The organism is Spirosoma utsteinense (genome assembly GCF_014282275.1).
GTDB lineage: Bacteria > Bacteroidota > Bacteroidia > Cytophagales > Spirosomataceae > Spirosoma > Spirosoma utsteinense.
Window position 1 is genome coordinate 100,223 of record NZ_VFIA01000004.1, and the last position, 19,426, is coordinate 119,648.

The following is a 19,426-nucleotide window of genomic DNA, read 5'->3' on the forward strand; positions in this document are numbered from 1 at the left end:
GACGCCCGGAGTAGCTACTCCGGGCGTCTTTTTTGGTTTTGTGTTTGCCAGAACTGTCGGCTCCAAATACGCTGGAATGGCCAGTGACGGGCTGTAAGCGCCGTGGGTAAGTGAGCGTGAGCCTGCTTGATCGATTGTTGATAATAAGCATCATCGTCGGTCAATACCACCGATTGGTACATCTCACCCTCTTTCACGGTTAAGTCGGCAAAGGGAAGTTCGGCATGCCAGTTTGGATAGTGAGCAGCTAACTGGTTTTTAAGCGTTCTGCCCATCGGTAAACCAATGCTGGTCTGCGGTTTTGGCTGAAAGCGACCCTCCGATACATCAAGAGCATACTGTAAATAAGCTTTAAGCAATTTGGGCCCTTCATTGGCGGCTTCGTCGACAGTGAGTTGATGAGGCCATAAACTCGTGACAACATATATCCGTTCCCTCGCTCGCGTAACGGCTACATTCAGGCGATTCTGACCACCAGAGGCCGTCAAACTACCAAACTGCATAACAAGTCGGCCACGCTCATCCGGAGCGTAACCGGTTGAAAAAATGATGATGTCGCGCTCGTCGCCCTGTACATTCTCAATATTTTTTACAAAGAGTTGCAAGGCAGACCGCTGGTCTGCTGAAGGAAAGACGCCCGTAGATTCAGGATTTTCTTCGTTCTCCAGCATATCCTGAATCAGCTGCTGTTGGGGATAATTAAAGGTCACTATTCCCACCGTGCGGCCCGGCAACTCTGTGATCACCTGATTCAGCACTTGCAGTACGGCTGTAGCTTCTGTCGGGTTTGTCTGCTGCTGCCATGTGCCCTGTACATTGAGGTAACGGATAGCCCGACCATGATTGGCTGACTCGTTCGCATCATCAAAAGCGGGTAGAAGCGCGAGTTTGTTTTGGTAGAAATGCGTGTTCGAGAACGTAATCAAATCGAGTGAACGACTGCGGTAGTGTTCAGTCAAGGACAGTTGTGGAAGCTGTTGAGCCGCCAACTCAAGGAGGGATTCAACTTCCAGAGCTATTGGGGTTTCTTCGTCTGCATCAGGTTCGTCAAGCCGGGCCCGGTACAAATCGCTGGGGCGTAGCTGTTGATTATCACCGGTAACCACAACCTGTTTGCCCCGGGCCATAGCAGGCACTCCGTTTTCCGCGTAACACTGTGACGCTTCGTCGAAAATTACCAGGTCAAACAGGTCGTGTTGAAGGGGAAACATCGCCGACACCGATTCGGGCGATGCCAGCCAGCATGGTATTAACTTGAACACTTCACCCGCAAACGATTCCATTAATTTTCGAATCGGCCAGATTGTTCGTTTCTTGGTTGTCTGGTGGAGCAGGTCCCGGTAGGTGACTACATTGCTCAGCCGGTTCAGGGTTAAATTACGATAGGTTTGCTCTCGTAATTTAACCAGCAAAATAGCGCGGCTCAGGGCCTGTTTCCGTTGGACGCTCTCTTGTAAGGCCAGTTCGGTTTGAGCCATCCTGAGGGATGACACACTTCGCAGGAGTGGGTTTTGCTGCTCTATATGATCAAGCCATGCCAGCCGAAGGGCATTCTGAAACGTTACAGCCCATGCCGACACTGATTGCCTGGAGGAATCGATAGCAATCAATCGGTCGATAACGACTTTTTCGGTAGCGGAGAAACCAGTCTCAAGCAGGTCTGCTTCGATCAGAAGATCTATGTCCTGCCTGAGTGAATGGCGTAGTATATCAGCAAAATCGTTTGTTTGCCAGATGCGCTCAAGTTGTTTGCCGGTCAGGTAAGTACGGCTCTCGTTGTGTTTTTTTTGCACACTCTCTGCCACAGTAGCCACTGTGCTTAGGGTGTTCATAAAGCGTAGGTGTTCTCCCCAGGCCGATGTTGGTAGCTGATGCAGGATTGATAGGCTATCAATTTGTTTGTTCAGGTGCAGGGCGCGGTTTAGAAGCCGTAAGCCATCAGGAATAGCCAGCCCAACCAGCAAGGGCTCTACCTGCTGCTGTATTTGTTCCAGCCGGATACGTTTGTCGATCTTTACACTAAGCGTTTGTAAGTCTGTTTCTGACAGCGTCAACCCATTGGCTGCGGCCACCTGCTGAAGTTGACTGTTGCCTGGATCGGTCAGTTGCCACCAGCGCCAGCGAACCCAGGACGGGCGGGCAGCCCTGGCAACGGCTAGTAACGCCTTAAAAGCAGGCCGCTCAATCGGCTGCAGCATTAGCTCCGGCCCTGGAGCTGTCAATGATTCATCCCAGGCCATAGCTAACGTATCAAGATCGGGTTCGTTTAGTTGCCGGGCAGGATGGAGGGGGCTGGTACGCAGAACTTGTACAATTGACCAGACCGCTTCCGAATCCGGTGTATCAAGAATGGCAAGCAGCGCTGTCAGCTCATGACTGCTTGACGCCCAAAGTGCCAAATCCGCTAATGAAAATGGATGGTCTGTAAGCCGGCTCAGTTGCTGCTGAGCGGTTTGCACCGTCTCTGACCAATTCTGTAGTACGTTGTCTGCCCGGGCTCCATCCCGTGTGGTAAACGTGGCAAAACTCACCCGTTCTGCCCAGGGATGAGCTAGGTCGAGTCGTTGTTGGTAGGCGGCATAATCACTCAGCCGTCGAACAAAGCTATCCACAGTGGAAAAGTGGAAATGTGGATAAATATCGTGTAGCGGAATGGACGGTTCGTTCGGATTACTGGTCAGGTAAAGCTCTTTAGCCGATAAGCCGCAGGCCGATGTGTCAAACAGCGCTTGTTTGAACGCATTGAGGTCTGCCAGTGCATCGTCGATACGACGGCTTTCCAAATCAAAGTCCCGCTCAAACAGGACGGCGTTCAGACTGTTGTTTTGTTGACGGTAGGTCTCTAGTTGTTCAATCTGTTCCGCAATTTGTGCGTATAGCGCCCGACGGTCGTCCTGAAAGTCATGAACCAGCGCCATAAACGGCGTCATGCCAACCTGACGCAACCGTTCGTGAACAACGTCGAGGGCCGCTCGTTTCTGACATACCAGCAGCACACGTTTACCCGACGCAGCTGCATCGGCCATAAGGTTAGCAATGAGCTGCGACTTACCGGTGCCGGGTGGACCCTGTACGACGATCGATTGTCCCGATTTAACGGCTCGTACCGCCACCTCCTGCGAAGCGTCGAGCGGCAAGGGTGTATGGATAAACCGTTCAGGAAGGAGTGCCGGGATTTCGGGCTCAGGTGCCGGCAGGTCTGCCTCCGGGTTCGTATCGACGGCTGCTACCGAAGTACTTTCTTCGATCAGCGTATCATAGTCCGGAACGAGGTACGACCCGGCCTGCGGAAAAATACCCAATACCGCTTCTGGATAAAGTTTCAACTCGCCGGTACGTTCGAGTTGATCGAGGCTTTTGGTACTTTGCTTATCGAAGAAATGAAGTTGATCGGCGAAAACGTCACGGTTGAAGTTTATTTCGAGCGGGCTTTCCTTAAGCCATTCATAGAGTTGGGTACGGAATACCAGCGGATCTTTGTCGAAGTCATCCACTGTTTTCTCCAGTACGGTATCGGAAAGTTTTACCTGACTGAACTGACTGTAGGCAAGCGCCAGTGTGGGGTTGAGGAAAGCCAGTTCATCGCCCCGGCGACAGAGCTTCCAGAATTTCCCCTGTTGCTGAATTTGTACCGGAAAGAACAGCAACGGGCCATGCACTACGGTACCATCCATGAATTTGCCCCGTACGAAAGGCCAGCCAACATACAGGTCTTCGGTGCCACGCTCTTCCTCAATAAACCGCGCCGTTCGATCGATCCGCCGAAGTTTCCGACTGACTTCGTTACTACGCTCCTGACGGGGATCGAGCACCTCGCATAGCGGAACAGAGACTTTGCGGCTTATGAGGTCGGCAATGAGGCTGAAGGATGGTTTGTTAAGTAGAAAATCAGTGTCATGAAGATCCAGAAACTGACCCGCCGGAAGGCTGGTCAGCACCAACGACCGATTACGGCTGCTGAGGTTGGTCAGGCGTCGGCGAAAGGCACGGAGAACAGTTGACGGGACCACCAAGCGGTCTTGCTGAATTTTCACAGGATTTACAAACGGGGACAGACGTATAACGTGTAGGGTAGCCAGATCCGTTACGGTAGGCACAACCTCTGTTAAGCATAGTGGCACGACTACAAACGGGTAGTCGTGCCACTATGCTGTTTAAAGCATTTCACAGGCTTAGAAAGACTTTATCCGCCTATTCCTGATTCTGCAATTCAGCCTCCTTTTTTTTCTCGGGTATCAGCCAGGACGCCAGAATGCTCACACCCAGAATGGCGATGATGATATACAGGGAGTAAACCGGTTTAAAGCCCAGTGCTTCCAGCCAATGTTCGGTCAGCATCTTAACACCGATGAACGTGAGCAGAACGGCCAGCCCCGTTTTCAGGAAGCGGAACTGGCTGATGATGCTCGATAGGAAGAAGAACATCGACCGTAAGCCCATGATGGCAAATACGTTTGAGAAAAAGACGATATACGGGTCTTTCGTAATCGAGAAGATGGCTGGGATCGAGTCGACTGCAAAGATCAGATCGGTAAAGGCCACAACGATGACAATGAGAAACAATGGGGTTACGAATAGCTTGCGGTCTGATTTCCGACGAATGAAAAAGTTGTCTGTAACATTACGCTTGTACACGTTCAGGTATTTACTGGCAAAGCGCACCACCGGATGGGTACTGGGCTCAATTTTCTCGTCTTCTTCTTTCTGGAAGAATAACTGAACGCCGGTGTAGACAAGGAACGCGCCAAAAATATAGATGATCCATTCAAAGCGTTGTAGCAACGCTGAACCCAGGAAAATAAAGACGAAGCGCAGAACGATAGCCCCCAATATACCCCATACTAAAATCTTCTTGTAATAGCGCTCCCGCACGCCAAACGAGTTGAAAATCAGGATGAACACAAAGATATTATCGGCCGAGAGCGAGTATTCAACCAGATAGCCTGTAATATATTCCAGCGCCATATTAGCCTGAAAAGCACTCAGACTGGCCGCAAAGTCGCCAGGAATTAAACTGACATGGTCAGCGTATTGGGTTTGAACCTCCTGTAGGTGAGCCATGGTAGTTATACCGTGGACCAGGTAGCCGTAATTCTTGAGGAAGAAATAGAAGGCAACGGAAAGAGCTACCCATATAGCGCTCCAGATGGCTGCTTCTTTGAAGTGAACAACATGGCTCTTCTTCTTGGATAGAACGCCAAGGTCCAGAACCATTACAACAAGCACAAAGGCCGCGAAGGCCAGAAAAAAAGTAGTTTCGCTGGTAAGCATAAGCTGTTGACTAGGATAAAAAAATAACGTTATCCTGCCCGAATAGTTGAATTAGTTAGGTAAAACTACGCTCAATATACCAAACCGATGATGTTTGTTATCCAAATTATTGGCATAATGGTAGATGGGCAGTAGTTTTGAACCATGTTTAATGGTAAAAAAGTTATTGTGGTGATGCCCGCCTACCGGGCTGCCCTCACGCTTGAGCGTACGTACCGCGAAATTCCACTTGATTTAGTCGATGACGTTATTCTGGTCGATGATGCCAGTCCTGACAACACAGCCGATGTAGCCCGGCAGTTAGGCATCCGCCACGTTATTCGCCATGATAGAAATAAAGGATATGGTGGTAACCAAAAAACCTGCTACGCCAAAGCACTCGAACTCGGGGCCGACATTGTCGTTATGCTTCACCCCGACTATCAATATACACCCATGTTGCTACCCGCTATGATTACTATTATCGGCAATGGGCTGTATCCGGTGGTGTTTGCATCCCGCATATTGGGCAAAGGTGCACTCAAAGGGGGAATGCCGATGTATAAATATATCGCGAACCGCTTTCTGACGTTTACGCAGAACCTGATGATGAACCAGAAACTGTCTGAATACCATACCGGGTACCGGGCGTTCTCGGGCGAAGTGCTACGGAGTCTGGATTTTACCCATAATTCCGACGACTTCATCTTCGATAACGAGATGATTGCGCAGATTTTCTACAAAGGTTACGAGATTGCTGAGGTAACCTGCCCAACCAAATACTTCGAGGAGGCCTCCTCCATTAACTTCACCCGGAGTTCTATTTATGGGCTAGGTGTGTTGAAGACCTCCTTATTCTACATGCTCACAAAACTTGGGCTGATGCGCTGGAAGATTCTACGCTAGCGTATTCCGGTTCGGCCATGACGGCTTCCAGCACCATCGACTCGAGTGTCAGTCCCGGTCCAAATGCACAGCTAAGAATGTTGGGCCGCTCAGGATGGATGGTTGCCTCACCGGTAGCCAGCTCATTCCATATTTCTTTCAACACGAATAACACCGTTGCCGATGACATGTTGCCGTTCTGACGCAACACTTCGTAGGCGTGGCGGTCGTCATGGGCCGTTATGCCCAGTTGCTGCTCGATAACCTCCAGAATGCGCCGTCCTCCCGGATGCAGTGCATACTGACCAATGTCATCCAGTGTGAGCTGACATTGGTTAAGAAGCCGTTCCATAAGCTGGCCAATACCCTGTTGAATAAACGTTGGTACGGCCGAAGTCAGCGTCATCTCAAAACCAAAATCGCTGACATGCCACGCCATAGCTTCTTTGCCCTCTGGCAGCAGATCGCAATAAAAGGAGCGTAATCGAAACGCCTGATCTGGGCGTGGTTCACCTTCGACAATTACCGCTGCCGAACCGTCAGCAAAGAGCGCGTTGGAAAGCAGATGGTCCGTCTCGTTTTTCTTCTGAAAATGAATCGTACAGAGTTCTACGCATACGACCAGCACTTTAGCTTCCCTGTCTGCCCGCACGATTGCATCCGCCGTCTTTAACCCGTTGAAGGCACCATAGCAACCCATGAAGTTTATGGCCAGCCGTTGCGTCGTTGTAGGCAGGCCAAGCGCTTCAATGAGTTCGATGTCTGGACCCGGGGCATACAAGCCAGTGCAGCTAACCGTAATCAGGTGCGTAATCGTTTGGGGATCGAAAGCGGGATAAGTAGCAAAGCAATCCCTGATTGCCTTCAGCGCCAGGGGCACGGCCTCCTGCCGATATAGGCGCATCCGCTGGCCCACGGTCGGAAAGGGCTCCATGCCCGGCGAGTTCGTATAAAAAGTATACTCCTCCCTGGGGCGTACATAATCTGCCAGAACAGTATGACGGCGGTCGATACGCGTATGCCGGTATAGGGCCATTAACCGACGGCTATCGCGTTCATCAAGCTGAAGTACATCGGCCATGAATTCAGCTGCCTTCTGTTGCGTAGACGAATAAGCAGGTACCGCCGTACCGATGCTATTGATATATGCGCTGGAATGTTGTCTCATTGTGGGGGTAATTCACCGGTATGAATAGAGCTGCTTTGAACACCGGTTACCGTACCTATAACCAGGTGTTAAAGCGAAAGTTATGCAAATAAGTACAACAGAACGTGGTTTTTCTACATTTTCAATGGTATCGGGTACCTGACTCGTTTTAAAAATATTGCGCTTATAACCCATTCGTAATCAGTTTTTAGCGTTGCGCAGAGAGGGCTATCTAAAATTTTTTCAGACCGAGGACTTGACAAACGTCGAAAACACCTTACCTTTGCATCCACAAATCGCTCAATCAACGGCGAGATGGTTAATGCGAAAGTAGCTCAGCTGGTAGAGCGCGACCTTGCCAAGGTCGAGGTCGCGGGTTCGAACCCCGTCTTTCGCTCCACGAAAAGGCACCGACCATCGGTGCTTTTTTCGTAAATGCCGGGATGGTGGAATTGGTAGACACGCCGGACTTAAAATCCTGTGGGCCTCAAGCCCGTGCGGGTTCGACTCCCGCTCCTGGTACAGAGTCAAACAAAAAATGCCCCGAATCGGGGCATTTTTTGTTTCAGCGCTTGCTGCCAATCATGGCTTTAGTTGATAAGAAAACTCCTAAACCATAGCTACCGGCATCTTGTCTGTAGAAAGCGAACGGCTCCGTAGAGCCAGATTCCCAGCACAGCCGATGACCAGCCGATCTGAGCCATATCGGTACTTTGGCCGGTGATGGTTTGCAGTCCATTGAGCCATTCTCTCAACAACTCGTAGAAAAGCCAGTGGCTTAGCAGGCCGCCCCCAATGAGCAGGCTCCACATCCTTGTGCGTTTTGGTCGGGTCAGCGTTGTCATAAGCGTGTGCCCCATTCTTTTCTGATGCCTACGTAACCACCGTATTGTTGAGAACTGGCCAGCAATTTCCCCTGATCGTAGCCGACTGACATCAGCAGGGTGGACCCTTGTAAAAATCGCATTGTTCTGGATAGCGATGTGAGTGTTGAATACTGGTTGGTGCCGCCGGGAAAGGGTGTTGTGAACGTGCCGTAATTCCGGCTGAACGATCCCTTGATCTGGTACCCCCATCGCCTGCCTACCTGTCCCCGCAAACCGGTGTATAAAGCCCAGACACGGTTGTTGTTGATGGCATAATTTCCAGTAATATGCTCATTGGTTGCCGTGAAGCCACTGAAAGGAATGTTGGGAAGATTGGAATTACTGGCACTGGCCTGCGTAATAAACGGTGTGCCAAGTGTGCGCCCCTTATAGGACCAGCCGTCGGGATACTGCGCGTTGAGGAAGTAGTTCTCCGGTTCGCCCCCCAGCGTCCGGCCGAACTGCATATAGCCCTGGCCACCGGAATTGAATAACTCGACAATCACTTCCTGGATTCCTGCCTTAGGTCGTTTGTTTTCCAGCCTGATGCCATAGAGGCCATCTTCAATGTTGCGCAGGTTGTAGAGTTTGCGACCCAGGTCATAAAAGTGTTGCTGATAGAACAGAAGAGACCATGTTTTCCCCCGGTACTCGATCGCAGCTTCGGCCGACCCCCGGTGATCACCGACCCGGTTCTGATCGAAGGTCGTGAACTTGGCCCGGTTTTTCAGCGCTTCGGTTTTTAGTGGTAGCACCACATTGGCATAAGCTTCGAAGCTACTGGCCAGCTGACCGCCAAATGAGCTGGTTGGGTCGCTTTCCAGGAAAGGAGCGTAGCCACCCCACTGCGCCTGGTGGTTAAATGAGGCATATAGCCGGATGCGTGACTGGTCGCGCCCAAGCCGAAAAAAAATGGCTTTCTGGTGCAGGTACGACCCGGTAACGTAAGGCGTATTGCCGAACCAGCCATGGGCGTAAAATCCTTTGACTGCAATCCAGTTCTTCGTAAACCGAAGGGGTGTATACGTTGGTATGCCCAGTTGAACCCGGGGCATGGGTAGTGCATTACCCGACCAGATAAAAGATCCTGACGAGAGGGCGCTTTCAACCAGACCGATAACCTGCCTGCGTCGACCGCCGAACACTTCGAATATACCCAATCGGGCCTTCAGGTATAGTTCAGGTATGATCAGTTGGTTTCGGGAAATACCTTGTCCTACCAGTTCGAAACCGTATCCCCAATCGACTTTGGGCAGTTTTCTACCCACAGGAAGGCGATAACCACGGCTAAGGCCTGCCCGCACCAGGGCTGCTGGTGTGGCTTCGGGGATTGTACCGAATTGATTTGCCTGGAGCCAGAACGGGGTCGTGCCCGACGAAGAGGCTAGTCCACCAACTTCCAGCCAGCCTTGTAGCGGGTGACGGCTTGTCGAATCGGATAGGGGTTGGACAGTCCAGACGGGTAGCGTTCGGGGAAGCCGTAGAGAATCAGGGTGATAGGCTTGTAAATCTGTTATAGTTGTAACCAGTGAGAGTGTGAGAACAATCCGGGCGGAGATAATGAAGCGGTATAACTCGATACGGAACGAATCATATTTTTTTTGTCTATTAATCATATGTACATTCTTATTCTATTCAAATACGACTGTCCCTTGGTAAAGACGTCACCAGAACTAGCTGATAAAGTCATTTACCCGAATGGACGCAGAAACTGCTTCTCTGGTGTAGGGCTGGTTCAAACCAGATGGAGAAGAAAGTCGCAGGCTGGGGCCAATGGAAAAGGAAAATTGTGCCGGACACAAAAGCCACAGGAGCACTTACCCGCTTTTGGGTACGTACTCCTGGTAACGTCTGGCCAGGGCTGGGCTTCTGAATGGAAGCTCGATATAGGCTCAACCGGTTGAACGATGCCGGGGAGGGGAGTGAGCATGGGTGTACCATTGAGTCTGACCGTTGGCCAGTTTCTCCGGGTAGCGAATAAGAACGGAGCCAGTAGTGAGCTAATGGGTATAGCCTACTGTGTTATGTATGAATAAGCAAGAAAACATAGTACGTCGAGTGAGTGAATGGAGATTTAATACAAAGGATGCAAATAAAGCCGTAACGCCAGAAAAAAGTTACTGTTTGGCGCTTGATAATCAGTCATGTTTCGAGTAATAAATGGTTCCGAGATCGCTGATAGGGATACTATTTTCCCGCTAAACGCAGAAAGCCCCGAATTCGGGGCTTTCTGCGTTTAGCGGGAAATCTATTTCTAGAAGTCAGCGTCTAATACAAATCCTTTCGGTTCTTCAACGACAACGGGCGCTTCGGCCGAGTCGCCCTGGGTAGCTTGTGCTTTCATGGCTTTGAATTTGGCCATTACTTCACCACGCTGGTATTCGCCCACTCGTTTCTCAAAGAAGTTGGTTTTACCCTGTAACGAGATCATATCCATGAAATCGAATGGATTCGATACGTTGTATATCTTGCGGAGGCCAAGCGTCGTGAGCAGGTGGTCGGCTACGAAAGCAATATACTGCTTCATCAGGTCGGCGTTCATCCCGATCAGTGACACCGGCAGCGCATCGGTTACGAACTCCTGCTCAATTTCAACGGCGTTACGGATAATGTCGTACACGGCCGACTCCGGCATTTTATTCTGAATGTGATCGGTGTAGAGCATACACGCAAAATCGCGGTGCAGCCCTTCATCACGGGAGATCAATTCGTTAGAGAAGGTTAAGCCCGGCATCAGCCCCCGCTTCTTGAGCCAGTAGATGGAGCAGAACGAACCAGAGAAGAAAATGCCTTCTACGGCTGCAAAAGCAATCAGCCGCTCGGCAAACGATCCGTTTTCGATCCAGCGCAACGCCCATTCCGCTTTTTTCTGAACGCAGGGAATCGTGTCGATAGCATTAAGTAGCCGGTCCTTCTCGACCGAATCCTTGATGTAGGTATCAATCAGCAGCGAATACGTTTCCGAGTGGATATTCTCCATCATAATCTGGAAACCGTAGAAGCATTTAGCTTCGGCATACTGCACTTCAGAGAGGAAGTTAACGGCCAGGTTTTCATTTACGATTCCGTCAGAAGCGGCAAAGAAAGCCAGTACGTGCGAGATGAAGTGCCGTTCTCCGTCGTTGAGTCCGTTCCAGTGCGTCATATCCTGAGCAAGGTCGATTTCCTCTGCCGTCCAGAACGAAGCCTCATGGGTCTTGTAATACTCCCAAATGTCCCAATGTTTGATTGGGAACAGCACAAAGCGGTTTTTGTCTTCCTGAAGAATCGGCTCTACTATATCGTGTTGTACCATATTGGGAAAGTGTTTTATCGTGATCGCCAGCTTTGACACTGGGTTCGCTAAAGAAAATGACTGAATTTCGTACCAACAAAATTAGGCGTTATTGACACTTGTGCAAGTCGTATATAGCCACACGGTGAGGATGCTACCAATGGCTACATAGTTAACCTGTACGCAATCAGTATGTTGTGGAAAGGCGCGAAGATAAGTTCTTGAAATAGTTCTAAAAAATATAAATAAACCTGATTGTCAGGGTTTTACGTCGTATAGCCTTCCCGTTACACCGCCAGCTATAAACAAAAAAAGCCACTTCCGTAGAAGTAGCTTTACTCTGATCTATAGGCTACAGAGTCAATAATGACTCCGGATGGAAAACCCCCACCGAGATTCCCGGCGGGAGTCAGACTTAAAATAAATCTTTGATATCGATCCGCCGATGCAGATGTTCTTCGTCTTTAAAAGGAAGCGTTACCATCACCCGGCCGTGCTCATGAATGGCCTCAATCTGATCGGCATCAACAAAGGATGGGATATCCAATACCCGAAGAAACATAGGTACCGCCAGTCGTTGGCTACTACCATCTTCGATCTGCCGGTTGGATGTACTAACGAGTAATGTATATAGAACAAGTTTGTTACCTTCTACCAACACATTAAACGAGTTGGCACTGACGCCAGGTGCCGACAAATTGATGACGAGTCGCTCATCTTCACGCGCTACTTTCATCGTCGTCTGGCTCGAACCGCCATACAGGGTATTAAGCAGATCAACCTGACCGCCTGTCCCCTGAAATACGTTTTCTATATCTTTCATAGGAGTTGCTGTTTACTGTTCAAGTAATACACTATAAACAAACCTCGTGCCTAACCTGAACTGGCAAAAATTCCCCGCCAGCGTGTCGGTTATTTTCGTTAAAATTTAAACGCAAATGCCTTTTTGACACAATGAGTGCTATAAAACACCCTTTAGCTGCCATAAAGGCCAGGTGGTATTGTGGAAATTGGGTGTTGGTATTTCTGGTCTTTGTGGGGTTAACATTCCACAGCGTTCAACGCGTGGTTAGACAGCATAAAGGCTGTTTTGATCACAATCCCATCGTACCTTTGTTCCCTTATGCACATCAAGATTGGAACGCGAAGCAGCCGGTTGGCGCTCTGGCAGGCTGAACACATACAAACATGCCTGGAAGCGGGCGGATTGACGTCAGAACTGGTTCTCATTGAGACGAAAGGCGATCTGGTACTCGATCGGTCGCTGGCCAAGATTGGCAGTAAAGGTGTTTTTACGCAGGAACTGGAAGATCAGCTTCGCTCCGGCAGTATAGACATTGCCGTCCACAGTGCCAAAGACTTACAGTCGACGCTGCCTCCGGATCTCAGCATCATTGCGTTTACTGAGCGGGAGCGCGTTAACGATGTACTGGTTAGCCGAAATACGACGCTGTCGCTCACCAGCGGGCAGCCGTTCGTAGTGGGTACATCATCGACCCGCCGGGTGGCCATGCTGCGGCATTTTTGCCCACACATAAAGGTTGTCGACATGCGCGGAAATCTACAAACCCGCCTGCGCAAGCTTGACGATGGTCAGTGCGATGCCCTGCTACTGGCGTATGCCGGGGTACACCGGATGCACTATGATGACCTGATTGCTGAATATTTACCCATCGAAGATTTTACGCCTGCTGTAGGGCAGGGGAGCGTCGCCATCGAAGCGGCCGATACATTGCCCATCGGTAAGCTGAACGCCATTCGCCAGTTGACCAACCACGAGTCCACCGAAGGCGCTTTGAAAGCAGAACGGGCTTTTCTGCGTCGGCTGGAGGGGGGATGTAGTATTCCCGTCTTTGCGCTGGCGACCAATATCAACGACCAGATCAGCCTGACCGGTGGATTGATTGATCTTGACGGCCAGCAGCTGCTGCGTGAAACGATTGTCGGGCCGGTTGCTCAGGCAGAGACTATAGGTCACCAGTTGGCTGAGCGTATACTGGGGCAGGGGGGCGATGAAATTCTCCAGGCTATTCGGCATCAGTTATCGAATTAGAAAAGAAACGAAGCGTGGGTATACTGTAGCCTGGACGGCCACGTCCGGGAGCAAACCTGCCAATTACCCGGACGTGGCCGTCCAGGCTACATGAACTCAAGAAAACGATGAACCTGTTTCAAATCAGTTGGCGTAACCTGACCGACAAACCCCTGAGCAGTTTTCTGAGCGGCTTGCTTATGACGTTCGGTATCACGATCATTTCGCTGTTGCTGCTCCTCAATAAGCAACTGGACGATCAGTTTCGGAAGAATATAAAAGGTATCGATATGGTGGTGGGGGCTAAAGGAAGCCCGCTGCAGCTGATCCTGTCCAGCATTTACCAGATCGATTCACCGGTTGGGAATATTCCAATCGACGAGGCTGAACGGCTCACTCGTAACCCCATGATCAAAACCGCAATTCCGCTGGCTATGGGTGACAACTACAAGTCGTTTCGAATTGTGGGTACGAACAAAAAATACCTGGATCATTTCGAGGCCACTGTTGGGCAGGGGCGTTTATTTCAGCAGGATCTGGAGGTTGTTATCGGGCCACGGGTAGCCGAGGGAGCCGGGCTGAAACTGGGTGATACGTTCAGCGGTTCACATGGACTGGATCAGGATGGCGAAGAACATGCCAACACGAAGTACAAAGTCGTTGGTCTCTTGAAGGCTACCAATACCGTTACAGACCAGCTAATTCTAACGCCCGTGTCGAGTGTCTGGGCCATCCACGAACATGGACACGGTAGCGCAGCGGCCGCAGCCGGGCCGGGTGTGGAGGGAGATGACCACGATGCGGAGGTTCATGAAGGGGAGGAAGCGCACGAAGAAGAACCTCGTGAGATTACCAGTATGCTCGTTAAGTTTCGGAACCCCATGGGAATGATGCTGGCCCGAGGCATCAATACAAATTCAAAGCTACAGGCCGCCTTACCTAATATTGAGATAAACCGGCTGTTCTCATTACTGGGTGTGGGCGTTGACACTCTCCGGGGATTGGCCATTGCCATTATGCTCATTTCGGGGATCAGCGTGTTCGTTTCGCTCTACAACTCGCTGAAAGAACGGCGCTATGAAATGGCCCTGATGCTATCGATGGGAGCCACCCGGGCTCAACTGTTCGGTATGCTGCTGCTCGAAGGGTTAGTGCTGGCCCTGATTGGATTTGGATTGGGTGTGGTACTCAGCCGGATTGGCCTCTGGCTTTTTTCCTCAACAGTTTCGTCGGAGTATCATTACGACCTGTCGCAATTCAGTATCCTGCCCGAAGAATGGGTCTTGTTGGGCGTTGCTGTCCTGATCGGATTACTGGCTGCGGCCTTACCCGCCCTGGGCGTCTACCGCATGAATATCTCCCGGACACTGGCCGAGGATTGACGAAGGCTGTTGAAGACGCTAAGTGAAGCAGAAACGTTAGATCAGTCCAAAGCCCTTATATTCATGAAACTAACTTCCTTGTCGTTTCAGGAAATCGCGAGGATAAACTTCCCTTAAACCCATGCAGTTCATCAAGGGGCTCAATCAGCTACTCTATTTCCTGGTCGAATTAAGCATGTTCGTGTCATTGGGATATGCTGGCTTTCAAGTCAGCACTCATCCTTATGGAAAATACGTGGCTGCGGTTGGTTTGCCGTTGGTGGCCATTACCTTATGGGGCATATTCGCGGCTCCGCGGTCTACCTATCGCTTAGAACCTCTCTACCGCTCTTTATTTGCGCTAACCCTTTTCGCCCTCACCACCCTGCTATTGTACCGGACGGAGCATGTCCGCCTGGCAATTTTTTTCGGCGTCATGGCGCTGACGACTGAACTGCTGGCACTAGTGTTGAAACAGTGATGCACCCCTTTCTATGAATGAATGCCATTCTGGACAGGCATTAGGCGGCCTAAAGGCCAAAGTAGCCCGTCCAGCCAATAAATAACAATTGAAGGGGCACACGAAACCACAGGTAGCTCAAACCTGGCCCTTCATGGGTGCCTTTCTGATAATCTATGCCCTTCAGGGCTGCATAGATGTTGGCTGGTAACAGCAACACAAAGAAGAGGATCAGCAAAATGGCCGTTGTTTCCCGGCTCGAAGTAACCAGGAGCCCAATGGCTGCGGCTACTTCGAGTACACCGGTCAGATAAACAAGCCCTGTCCTGAACGGTATGACATCAGGCAACATCATAGTCATACCCTTCGTGAAGACGAAATGCCCCATAGCTGTAAACAGGAGCATAGCCGACATGGCCATGTTGCCAGCCAAGATCATGTTCCACTGATCAGTGACGAGGTATAACCCCAGAATCGATACCACGAAAGCCGCAATTAGAACAAGAAGTGGTTTCACAACGATGGTCAGAATGACAACGTCACCGGAGAGCGACGCCGGGCGATCGACTGCTTATCCCAGCACATTGTAAATAACAACCGGAGCCGATTTATTTTTGAGCGTCACTTCGCCGATGCGTTCGCAGGTGAATGATTCGGCTATGTTTTGCTGTGCCAGTTCGCTGATAACAACCTGACCGGGACGGGCTACCGTCTGGAGCCGCTGGGCCATGTTAACGACATCACCGATAACGGTATAATCCAGACGTCGGAGCGTGCGGGAGCCAATATTACCCGAGACCATTTCGCCGGTGTTGATGCCAATGGCCACTTGTGGGTGGTAATCGGGATGGTTGGGCAAGGACGATTCGAGCGTGGCTATCTGCCCCCGAACACCCAGACCCGCTTCGATGGCGCGGTCCAGGTGATACTCGCCCCGGAAAACGGCCATGACAGCATCGCCCATAAACTTGTCGACATGTCCACTCTGGGCAATGATTTCTTTGACCATTACGTCGAAATAGCGGTTTACCAACTTCACGACGGTATCGGCCGATTCCCGCTCGGCAATGGCGGTGAAGCCGCAGATATCGATGAACATGACCGTTGCCTGCACCGTCTCGCTGGCCGAGAGGGAGGTTTCAAATTCGGCCCGGCTCATGAAGGCCAACACCGACTCATCGACGTACATGCGCAAAATGTCGTTTTCCTTGATGGCCTGTAACGTCTGCCGAAGCTGGATCACATAGTCCATCGTCTTCTGCATGGTTAACTCGAGATCTTCGAAATTAACGGGTTTGGTAATGAAATCGAATGCGCCCCGGTTCATGGCGGTGCGGATGTTATCCATGTCGCCATACGCCGAGACGATGACCGATTTGAGCATCGGATTGGTCTCATGCAATTTGACCAGTAACGTCAGCCCATCCATACCCGGCATATTAATGTCGGTCAGGACCATATCGATATCGGGGTGCTGTTCGAGAACAAGGAGAGCTTCTTCGCCGTCGTTGGCGAATACGAACTCGTATTTCTTTTCCCGAATCTGCCGTCGGAATTTTTGTTTGATCAGCAGTTCGAGGTCGGTTTCGTCGTCGACGACCAGTATTTTAGCCTTCATACTACGCTGCGAAGTTTTTGTTTCAGAACCGCAAAATCGAGCGGTTTCGTCAGAAAATCGTTGGCCCCCAAGTCAACGGCCTGTTGCTGCGACTGGGGATCGCCATAGGCTGTAATCATCATGACAATGGGTGGTGGAGGGGCGTTGAAACCAGAGCGAATATGCCGCAGGAGTTCAAATCCGCTCATACCCGGCATATTGATATCCGACAGGATCAGGATAATCTCGGAGGCATGACCATCAAGATAGGCTAAAGCGTCTTCCCCGGAATTGGCAAACGCCAGTTCAAATTCTCCGTTTCGGATTTCCCGCCGGAATCGTTGTTCGAAAAGGTCTTTTACGTCGATTTCGTCGTCAACAACTAAAATTTTCATATTGGTCAAGTTCGTCAAAGATAACTCGTTTAGTCACTAAGTAAGCTTGTCAGACAGGCAGTGTAATCACAAACGAAGTGCCTTCTCCGTCGCGGCTTTCAACGGTCATCGAGCCTGTATGCCCCTTTGTAACGATGTCGTAGGCCAGCGACAAGCCCAAGCCAGTACCTTCGCCTGTGGGCTTAGTGGTAAAGAAAGGCTGGAAGATCTTCTGCTTTACCAGGTCAGGCATGCCCGTACCGGTATCGGTAATGTGAATCGCCACGGTAGAGCCTGTACGTTTGGTCCGTACGGCTACCGTGGGCCTGTAAGACTGATCCTGCTGCCCATTTTTCTGCCGTTGTTGTACCGCGTAAAACGCATTGTTGAACAGGTTAAGCAATACCCGGCCAATATCCTGCGAAACCACGTTGATCTTGCCCACGGCCGGGTCGAAATCTGTAATCAGCTCGGCATTTACAGTTTTATCCTTAGCCCGCAGCCCATGATAAGCCAGCCGCAGGTACTCGTCGGCCAACGCGTTCAAATCGGTCGGTTCGCGCTGACCGGTGCTGGTACGGCTGTGTTGCAGCATACTCCGCACGATACCGGAAGCCCGCTGTCCGTGATGACCGATTTTCTGAAGATTTTGCGCCAGATCGGTGAGCAACTCTGTTTCCAGTTCTGTATCGCGCTCCGGTTTTTGCTGTTCCTCCATCAATTCATCGACCAATTCGACCGAGACTTCTGCGAAGTTGTTGACGAAGTTGAGGGGGTTCTGTATCTCATGGGCAATACCCGCTGTCAGTTCGCCCAGAGAGGCCATTTTCTCCGACTGAACAAGCTGGTTCTGAGCCGCCTGCAGTTCAGCCTGTTGTTGTCGAAGCTGTTCGTTAGCCTGCTGCTGTCGGCGGTAGCTGCGCCATAATACAATGGCTACTATTCCCACCAAGGCCAGACCAATTAGCGCGCTGACAAGCCACTGGCGCTGCCGCCGATCGGCTTCTGCCTGCAACGCTGCCTGAGCCTGCCGTTCGGCGGTCAGGGTGTTCTGCTGTAATAGAGCCAACTGCTGCTGGGTCTGCCTGCCAGACAGGGTGTCATTGTAGGCAGCATTCAGCTCCCGAAACCGGTAGGCTTCCCGGTAGTTATTTTTTAGCGCGTAGGCCTTTGCCAATACGTCGCTGGCATCGCGGGTCACTTCTTTATAGCCAATATGACGACTCAGGTTCCAGCTACGCCGGCCGTAATAAATAGCGCTGTCGGCTTCCGACAGTTGCAGGTGAGCGCGACCAAGAACCGTATAGGTCCAGGACACGACCTCATAACCACCCCTGGCCAGCATGACCCGTAACGCCTGACGGCCCAGTTGCAAGGCCTGCTCCGTATGGCCTTGCTGCACTTCAACGGCTGCCAGATTACTTTCGGCTTCGGCCTGGAGCCCTTCGTTGCCCAGGCGTTGCGCCAAACGGATCGCTTTATTATAGTACCGGGTCGCTTTTTTGAGATCACCCTGGTTTCGGTAAAGTTCACCTATACCATTTAACAGGCGGGAAATGGACGACTCCTGCCCCGTCTGCTGGTGTAGGTCGAGGGCTGCTGTATAATACCGCAATGCCTGTTCATAGTCACCGAGCAGGTTGTAGAGCATGGCCAGCCGACCTGTTGTTTGCCGTAACAGGAGCGGGTCGTTTAGTTGCCTGGCCAGTTTCAGGCATTGCAGGCCTGTAGAAAGAGCGGCTACATAATTGCCCCGGTTGGTATCAATCCAGCCTAGTTGCCCCATTACACGCGCCACACCCAGCCGATTGCCTAGCTGCTCAAACTTTTGGCGGGCCTGCCTCAGGTACTGCTCGGCCGTAGCGTAATCAGTTCGGCCACCATACGCTACTCCTAATGCAAACAGGGCATTGGCTTCGCCCAGCGGGTAATGCAGTTTTTGCGCTATTAGCTGCGCATCATGCGCCAGCTGCATTGCCTGGATATAATCGTCGGAACGAAGGGCATCCGAAAGAGCGGTCATGTTGTTGACCCGATTTGTATCTGCCTTCGGATGGGTGGCCAGCCAGGCCCGCAGGCTGTCGGCAGACGGCTGTGCCTGCAACGAAGCCGTTGTCAATACCACCAGTAAGACCAGTTGAGCAAATCGTATTATCATAACAGAACGATCACCAGAAGTA

The 19,426-nt window shown here is 51.0% G+C and carries 15 protein-coding genes and 2 tRNA genes; 6 read left to right on the plus strand and 11 right to left on the minus strand.

Translation table 11 applies throughout. The features are described 5' to 3' along the window. Nucleotides 1-14: 14 nt before the first annotated feature. Together FH603_RS04165 and FH603_RS04170 are read right to left on the minus strand one after the other, a co-directional pair. The gene (locus FH603_RS04165; RefSeq protein WP_317171209.1) at nt 15-4,034 is read right to left on the minus strand and encodes an AAA domain-containing protein; all 4,020 of its coding nucleotides are present in this window, start codon (nt 4,032-4,034) and stop codon (nt 15-17) included. A gap of 157 nt (nt 4,035-4,191) precedes the next feature. Further along, the gene (locus FH603_RS04170; protein ID WP_186736203.1) at nt 4,192-5,271 is read right to left on the minus strand and encodes a TerC/Alx family metal homeostasis membrane protein; all 1,080 of its coding nucleotides are present in this window, start codon (nt 5,269-5,271) and stop codon (nt 4,192-4,194) included. Between the two features lie 144 nt (nt 5,272-5,415). Between FH603_RS04170 and FH603_RS04175 the strand changes: the two genes are divergently transcribed. Further along, the gene (locus FH603_RS04175) at nt 5,416-6,156 is read left to right on the plus strand and encodes a glycosyltransferase family 2 protein (RefSeq protein WP_186736204.1); all 741 of its coding nucleotides are present in this window, start codon (nt 5,416-5,418) and stop codon (nt 6,154-6,156) included. On the opposite strand, the gene FH603_RS04180 is transcribed toward FH603_RS04175, so the two are convergent. Further along, nucleotides 6,116-7,303 carry a type III polyketide synthase gene (locus FH603_RS04180; RefSeq protein ID WP_186736205.1) on the minus strand — a complete coding sequence of 396 codons (1,188 nt, stop codon included), beginning with the start codon at nt 7,301-7,303 and terminating at the stop codon, nt 6,116-6,118. The two genes, FH603_RS04175 and FH603_RS04180, sit on opposite strands and share 41 nt — an antisense overlap. A gap of 303 nt (nt 7,304-7,606) precedes the next feature. Between FH603_RS04180 and FH603_RS04185 the strand changes: the two genes are divergently transcribed. Continuing rightward, nucleotides 7,607-7,682 (plus strand) — tRNA-Gly (locus FH603_RS04185). Between the two features lie 37 nt (nt 7,683-7,719). Next, nucleotides 7,720-7,804 (plus strand) — tRNA-Leu (locus FH603_RS04190). A 98-nt stretch (nt 7,805-7,902) separates the two neighbouring features. On the opposite strand, the gene FH603_RS04195 is transcribed toward FH603_RS04190, so the two are convergent. The 4 genes from FH603_RS04195 to FH603_RS04210 all read right to left on the minus strand — a co-directional run bounded on the left by FH603_RS04195 (nt 7,903) and on the right by FH603_RS04210 (nt 12,245). Further along, on the minus strand, nt 7,903-8,127 hold the full coding sequence (locus tag FH603_RS04195; RefSeq protein ID WP_186736206.1) for a hypothetical protein: 225 nt from the start codon (nt 8,125-8,127) through the stop codon (nt 7,903-7,905). Continuing rightward, complete coding sequence (locus FH603_RS04200; RefSeq protein WP_186736207.1) at nt 8,124-9,764, minus strand: capsule assembly Wzi family protein; 1,641 nt, start codon at nt 9,762-9,764, stop codon at nt 8,124-8,126. The genes FH603_RS04195 and FH603_RS04200 overlap by 4 nt, the downstream gene beginning before the upstream one ends. A 638-nt stretch (nt 9,765-10,402) precedes the next feature. Next, complete coding sequence (locus FH603_RS04205) at nt 10,403-11,443, minus strand: ribonucleotide-diphosphate reductase subunit beta (RefSeq protein WP_186736208.1); 1,041 nt, start codon at nt 11,441-11,443, stop codon at nt 10,403-10,405. Between the two features lie 394 nt (nt 11,444-11,837). Then, nucleotides 11,838-12,245, minus strand: coding sequence for an Hsp20/alpha crystallin family protein (locus FH603_RS04210; RefSeq protein ID WP_186736209.1), 408 nt, complete (start codon nt 12,243-12,245; stop codon nt 11,838-11,840). Nucleotides 12,246-12,545: 300 nt separating this feature from the next. Between FH603_RS04210 and hemC the strand changes: the two genes are divergently transcribed. From hemC to FH603_RS04225, 3 genes are all read left to right on the plus strand, one after another. Next, a complete protein-coding gene (gene hemC, locus FH603_RS04215) occupies nt 12,546-13,475 on the plus strand; it encodes a hydroxymethylbilane synthase (protein ID WP_186736210.1) in 930 nt (309 codons plus the stop codon). Between the two features lie 107 nt (nt 13,476-13,582). Beyond that, a complete protein-coding gene (locus FH603_RS04220) occupies nt 13,583-14,836 on the plus strand; it encodes an ABC transporter permease (protein WP_186736211.1) in 1,254 nt (417 codons plus the stop codon). 121 nt (nt 14,837-14,957) lie between these two features. After that, nucleotides 14,958-15,296, plus strand: coding sequence for a YrdB family protein (locus FH603_RS04225; RefSeq protein ID WP_186736212.1), 339 nt, complete (start codon nt 14,958-14,960; stop codon nt 15,294-15,296). A 49-nt stretch (nt 15,297-15,345) separates the two neighbouring features. Here FH603_RS04225 and FH603_RS04230 read toward each other — a convergent pair whose 3' ends face one another. Genes FH603_RS04230 through FH603_RS04245 form a run of 4 tightly spaced genes read right to left on the minus strand, consistent with a single transcriptional unit; the run spans nt 15,346 to nt 19,404 of the window. Next, nucleotides 15,346-15,792: a DoxX family protein gene (locus FH603_RS04230; RefSeq protein ID WP_186736213.1), complete on the minus strand. Its 447-nt coding sequence runs from the start codon at nt 15,790-15,792 to the stop codon at nt 15,346-15,348. Between the two features lie 54 nt (nt 15,793-15,846). Further along, entirely contained in the window at nt 15,847-16,893 is a 1,047-nt protein-coding gene (locus FH603_RS04235) for an adenylate/guanylate cyclase domain-containing protein (RefSeq protein ID WP_186736214.1), read from the minus strand. Next, on the minus strand, nt 16,890-17,267 hold the full coding sequence (locus tag FH603_RS04240) for a response regulator (protein ID WP_186736215.1): 378 nt from the start codon (nt 17,265-17,267) through the stop codon (nt 16,890-16,892). The genes FH603_RS04235 and FH603_RS04240 overlap by 4 nt, the downstream gene beginning before the upstream one ends. 49 nt (nt 17,268-17,316) lie before the next feature. Then, nucleotides 17,317-19,404 carry a tetratricopeptide repeat protein gene (locus tag FH603_RS04245; protein WP_186736216.1) on the minus strand — a complete coding sequence of 696 codons (2,088 nt, stop codon included), beginning with the start codon at nt 19,402-19,404 and terminating at the stop codon, nt 17,317-17,319. Between the last annotated feature and the right edge of the window lie 22 nt (nt 19,405-19,426).

Coding starts and splice junctions, on each gene's coding strand:
- FH603_RS04170 (WP_186736203.1), bottom strand. CDS start 5,271: ATGCTTACCAGCGAAACTACTTTTTTTCTGGCCTTCGCGGCCTTTGTG.
- FH603_RS04175 (WP_186736204.1), top strand. CDS start 5,416: ATGTTTAATGGTAAAAAAGTTATTGTGGTGATGCCCGCCTACCGGGCT.
- FH603_RS04180 (WP_186736205.1), bottom strand. CDS start 7,303: ATGAGACAACATTCCAGCGCATATATCAATAGCATCGGTACGGCGGTA.
- FH603_RS04195 (WP_186736206.1), bottom strand. CDS start 8,127: ATGACAACGCTGACCCGACCAAAACGCACAAGGATGTGGAGCCTGCTC.
- FH603_RS04200 (WP_186736207.1), bottom strand. CDS start 9,764: ATGATTAATAGACAAAAAAAATATGATTCGTTCCGTATCGAGTTATAC.
- FH603_RS04205 (WP_186736208.1), bottom strand. CDS start 11,443: ATGGTACAACACGATATAGTAGAGCCGATTCTTCAGGAAGACAAAAAC.
- FH603_RS04210 (WP_186736209.1), bottom strand. CDS start 12,245: ATGAAAGATATAGAAAACGTATTTCAGGGGACAGGCGGTCAGGTTGAT.
- hemC (WP_186736210.1), top strand. CDS start 12,546: ATGCACATCAAGATTGGAACGCGAAGCAGCCGGTTGGCGCTCTGGCAG.
- FH603_RS04220 (WP_186736211.1), top strand. CDS start 13,583: ATGAACCTGTTTCAAATCAGTTGGCGTAACCTGACCGACAAACCCCTG.
- FH603_RS04225 (WP_186736212.1), top strand. CDS start 14,958: ATGCAGTTCATCAAGGGGCTCAATCAGCTACTCTATTTCCTGGTCGAA.
- FH603_RS04235 (WP_186736214.1), bottom strand. CDS start 16,893: ATGAAGGCTAAAATACTGGTCGTCGACGACGAAACCGACCTCGAACTG.
- FH603_RS04240 (WP_186736215.1), bottom strand. CDS start 17,267: ATGAAAATTTTAGTTGTTGACGACGAAATCGACGTAAAAGACCTTTTC.
- FH603_RS04245 (WP_186736216.1), bottom strand. CDS start 19,404: ATGATAATACGATTTGCTCAACTGGTCTTACTGGTGGTATTGACAACG.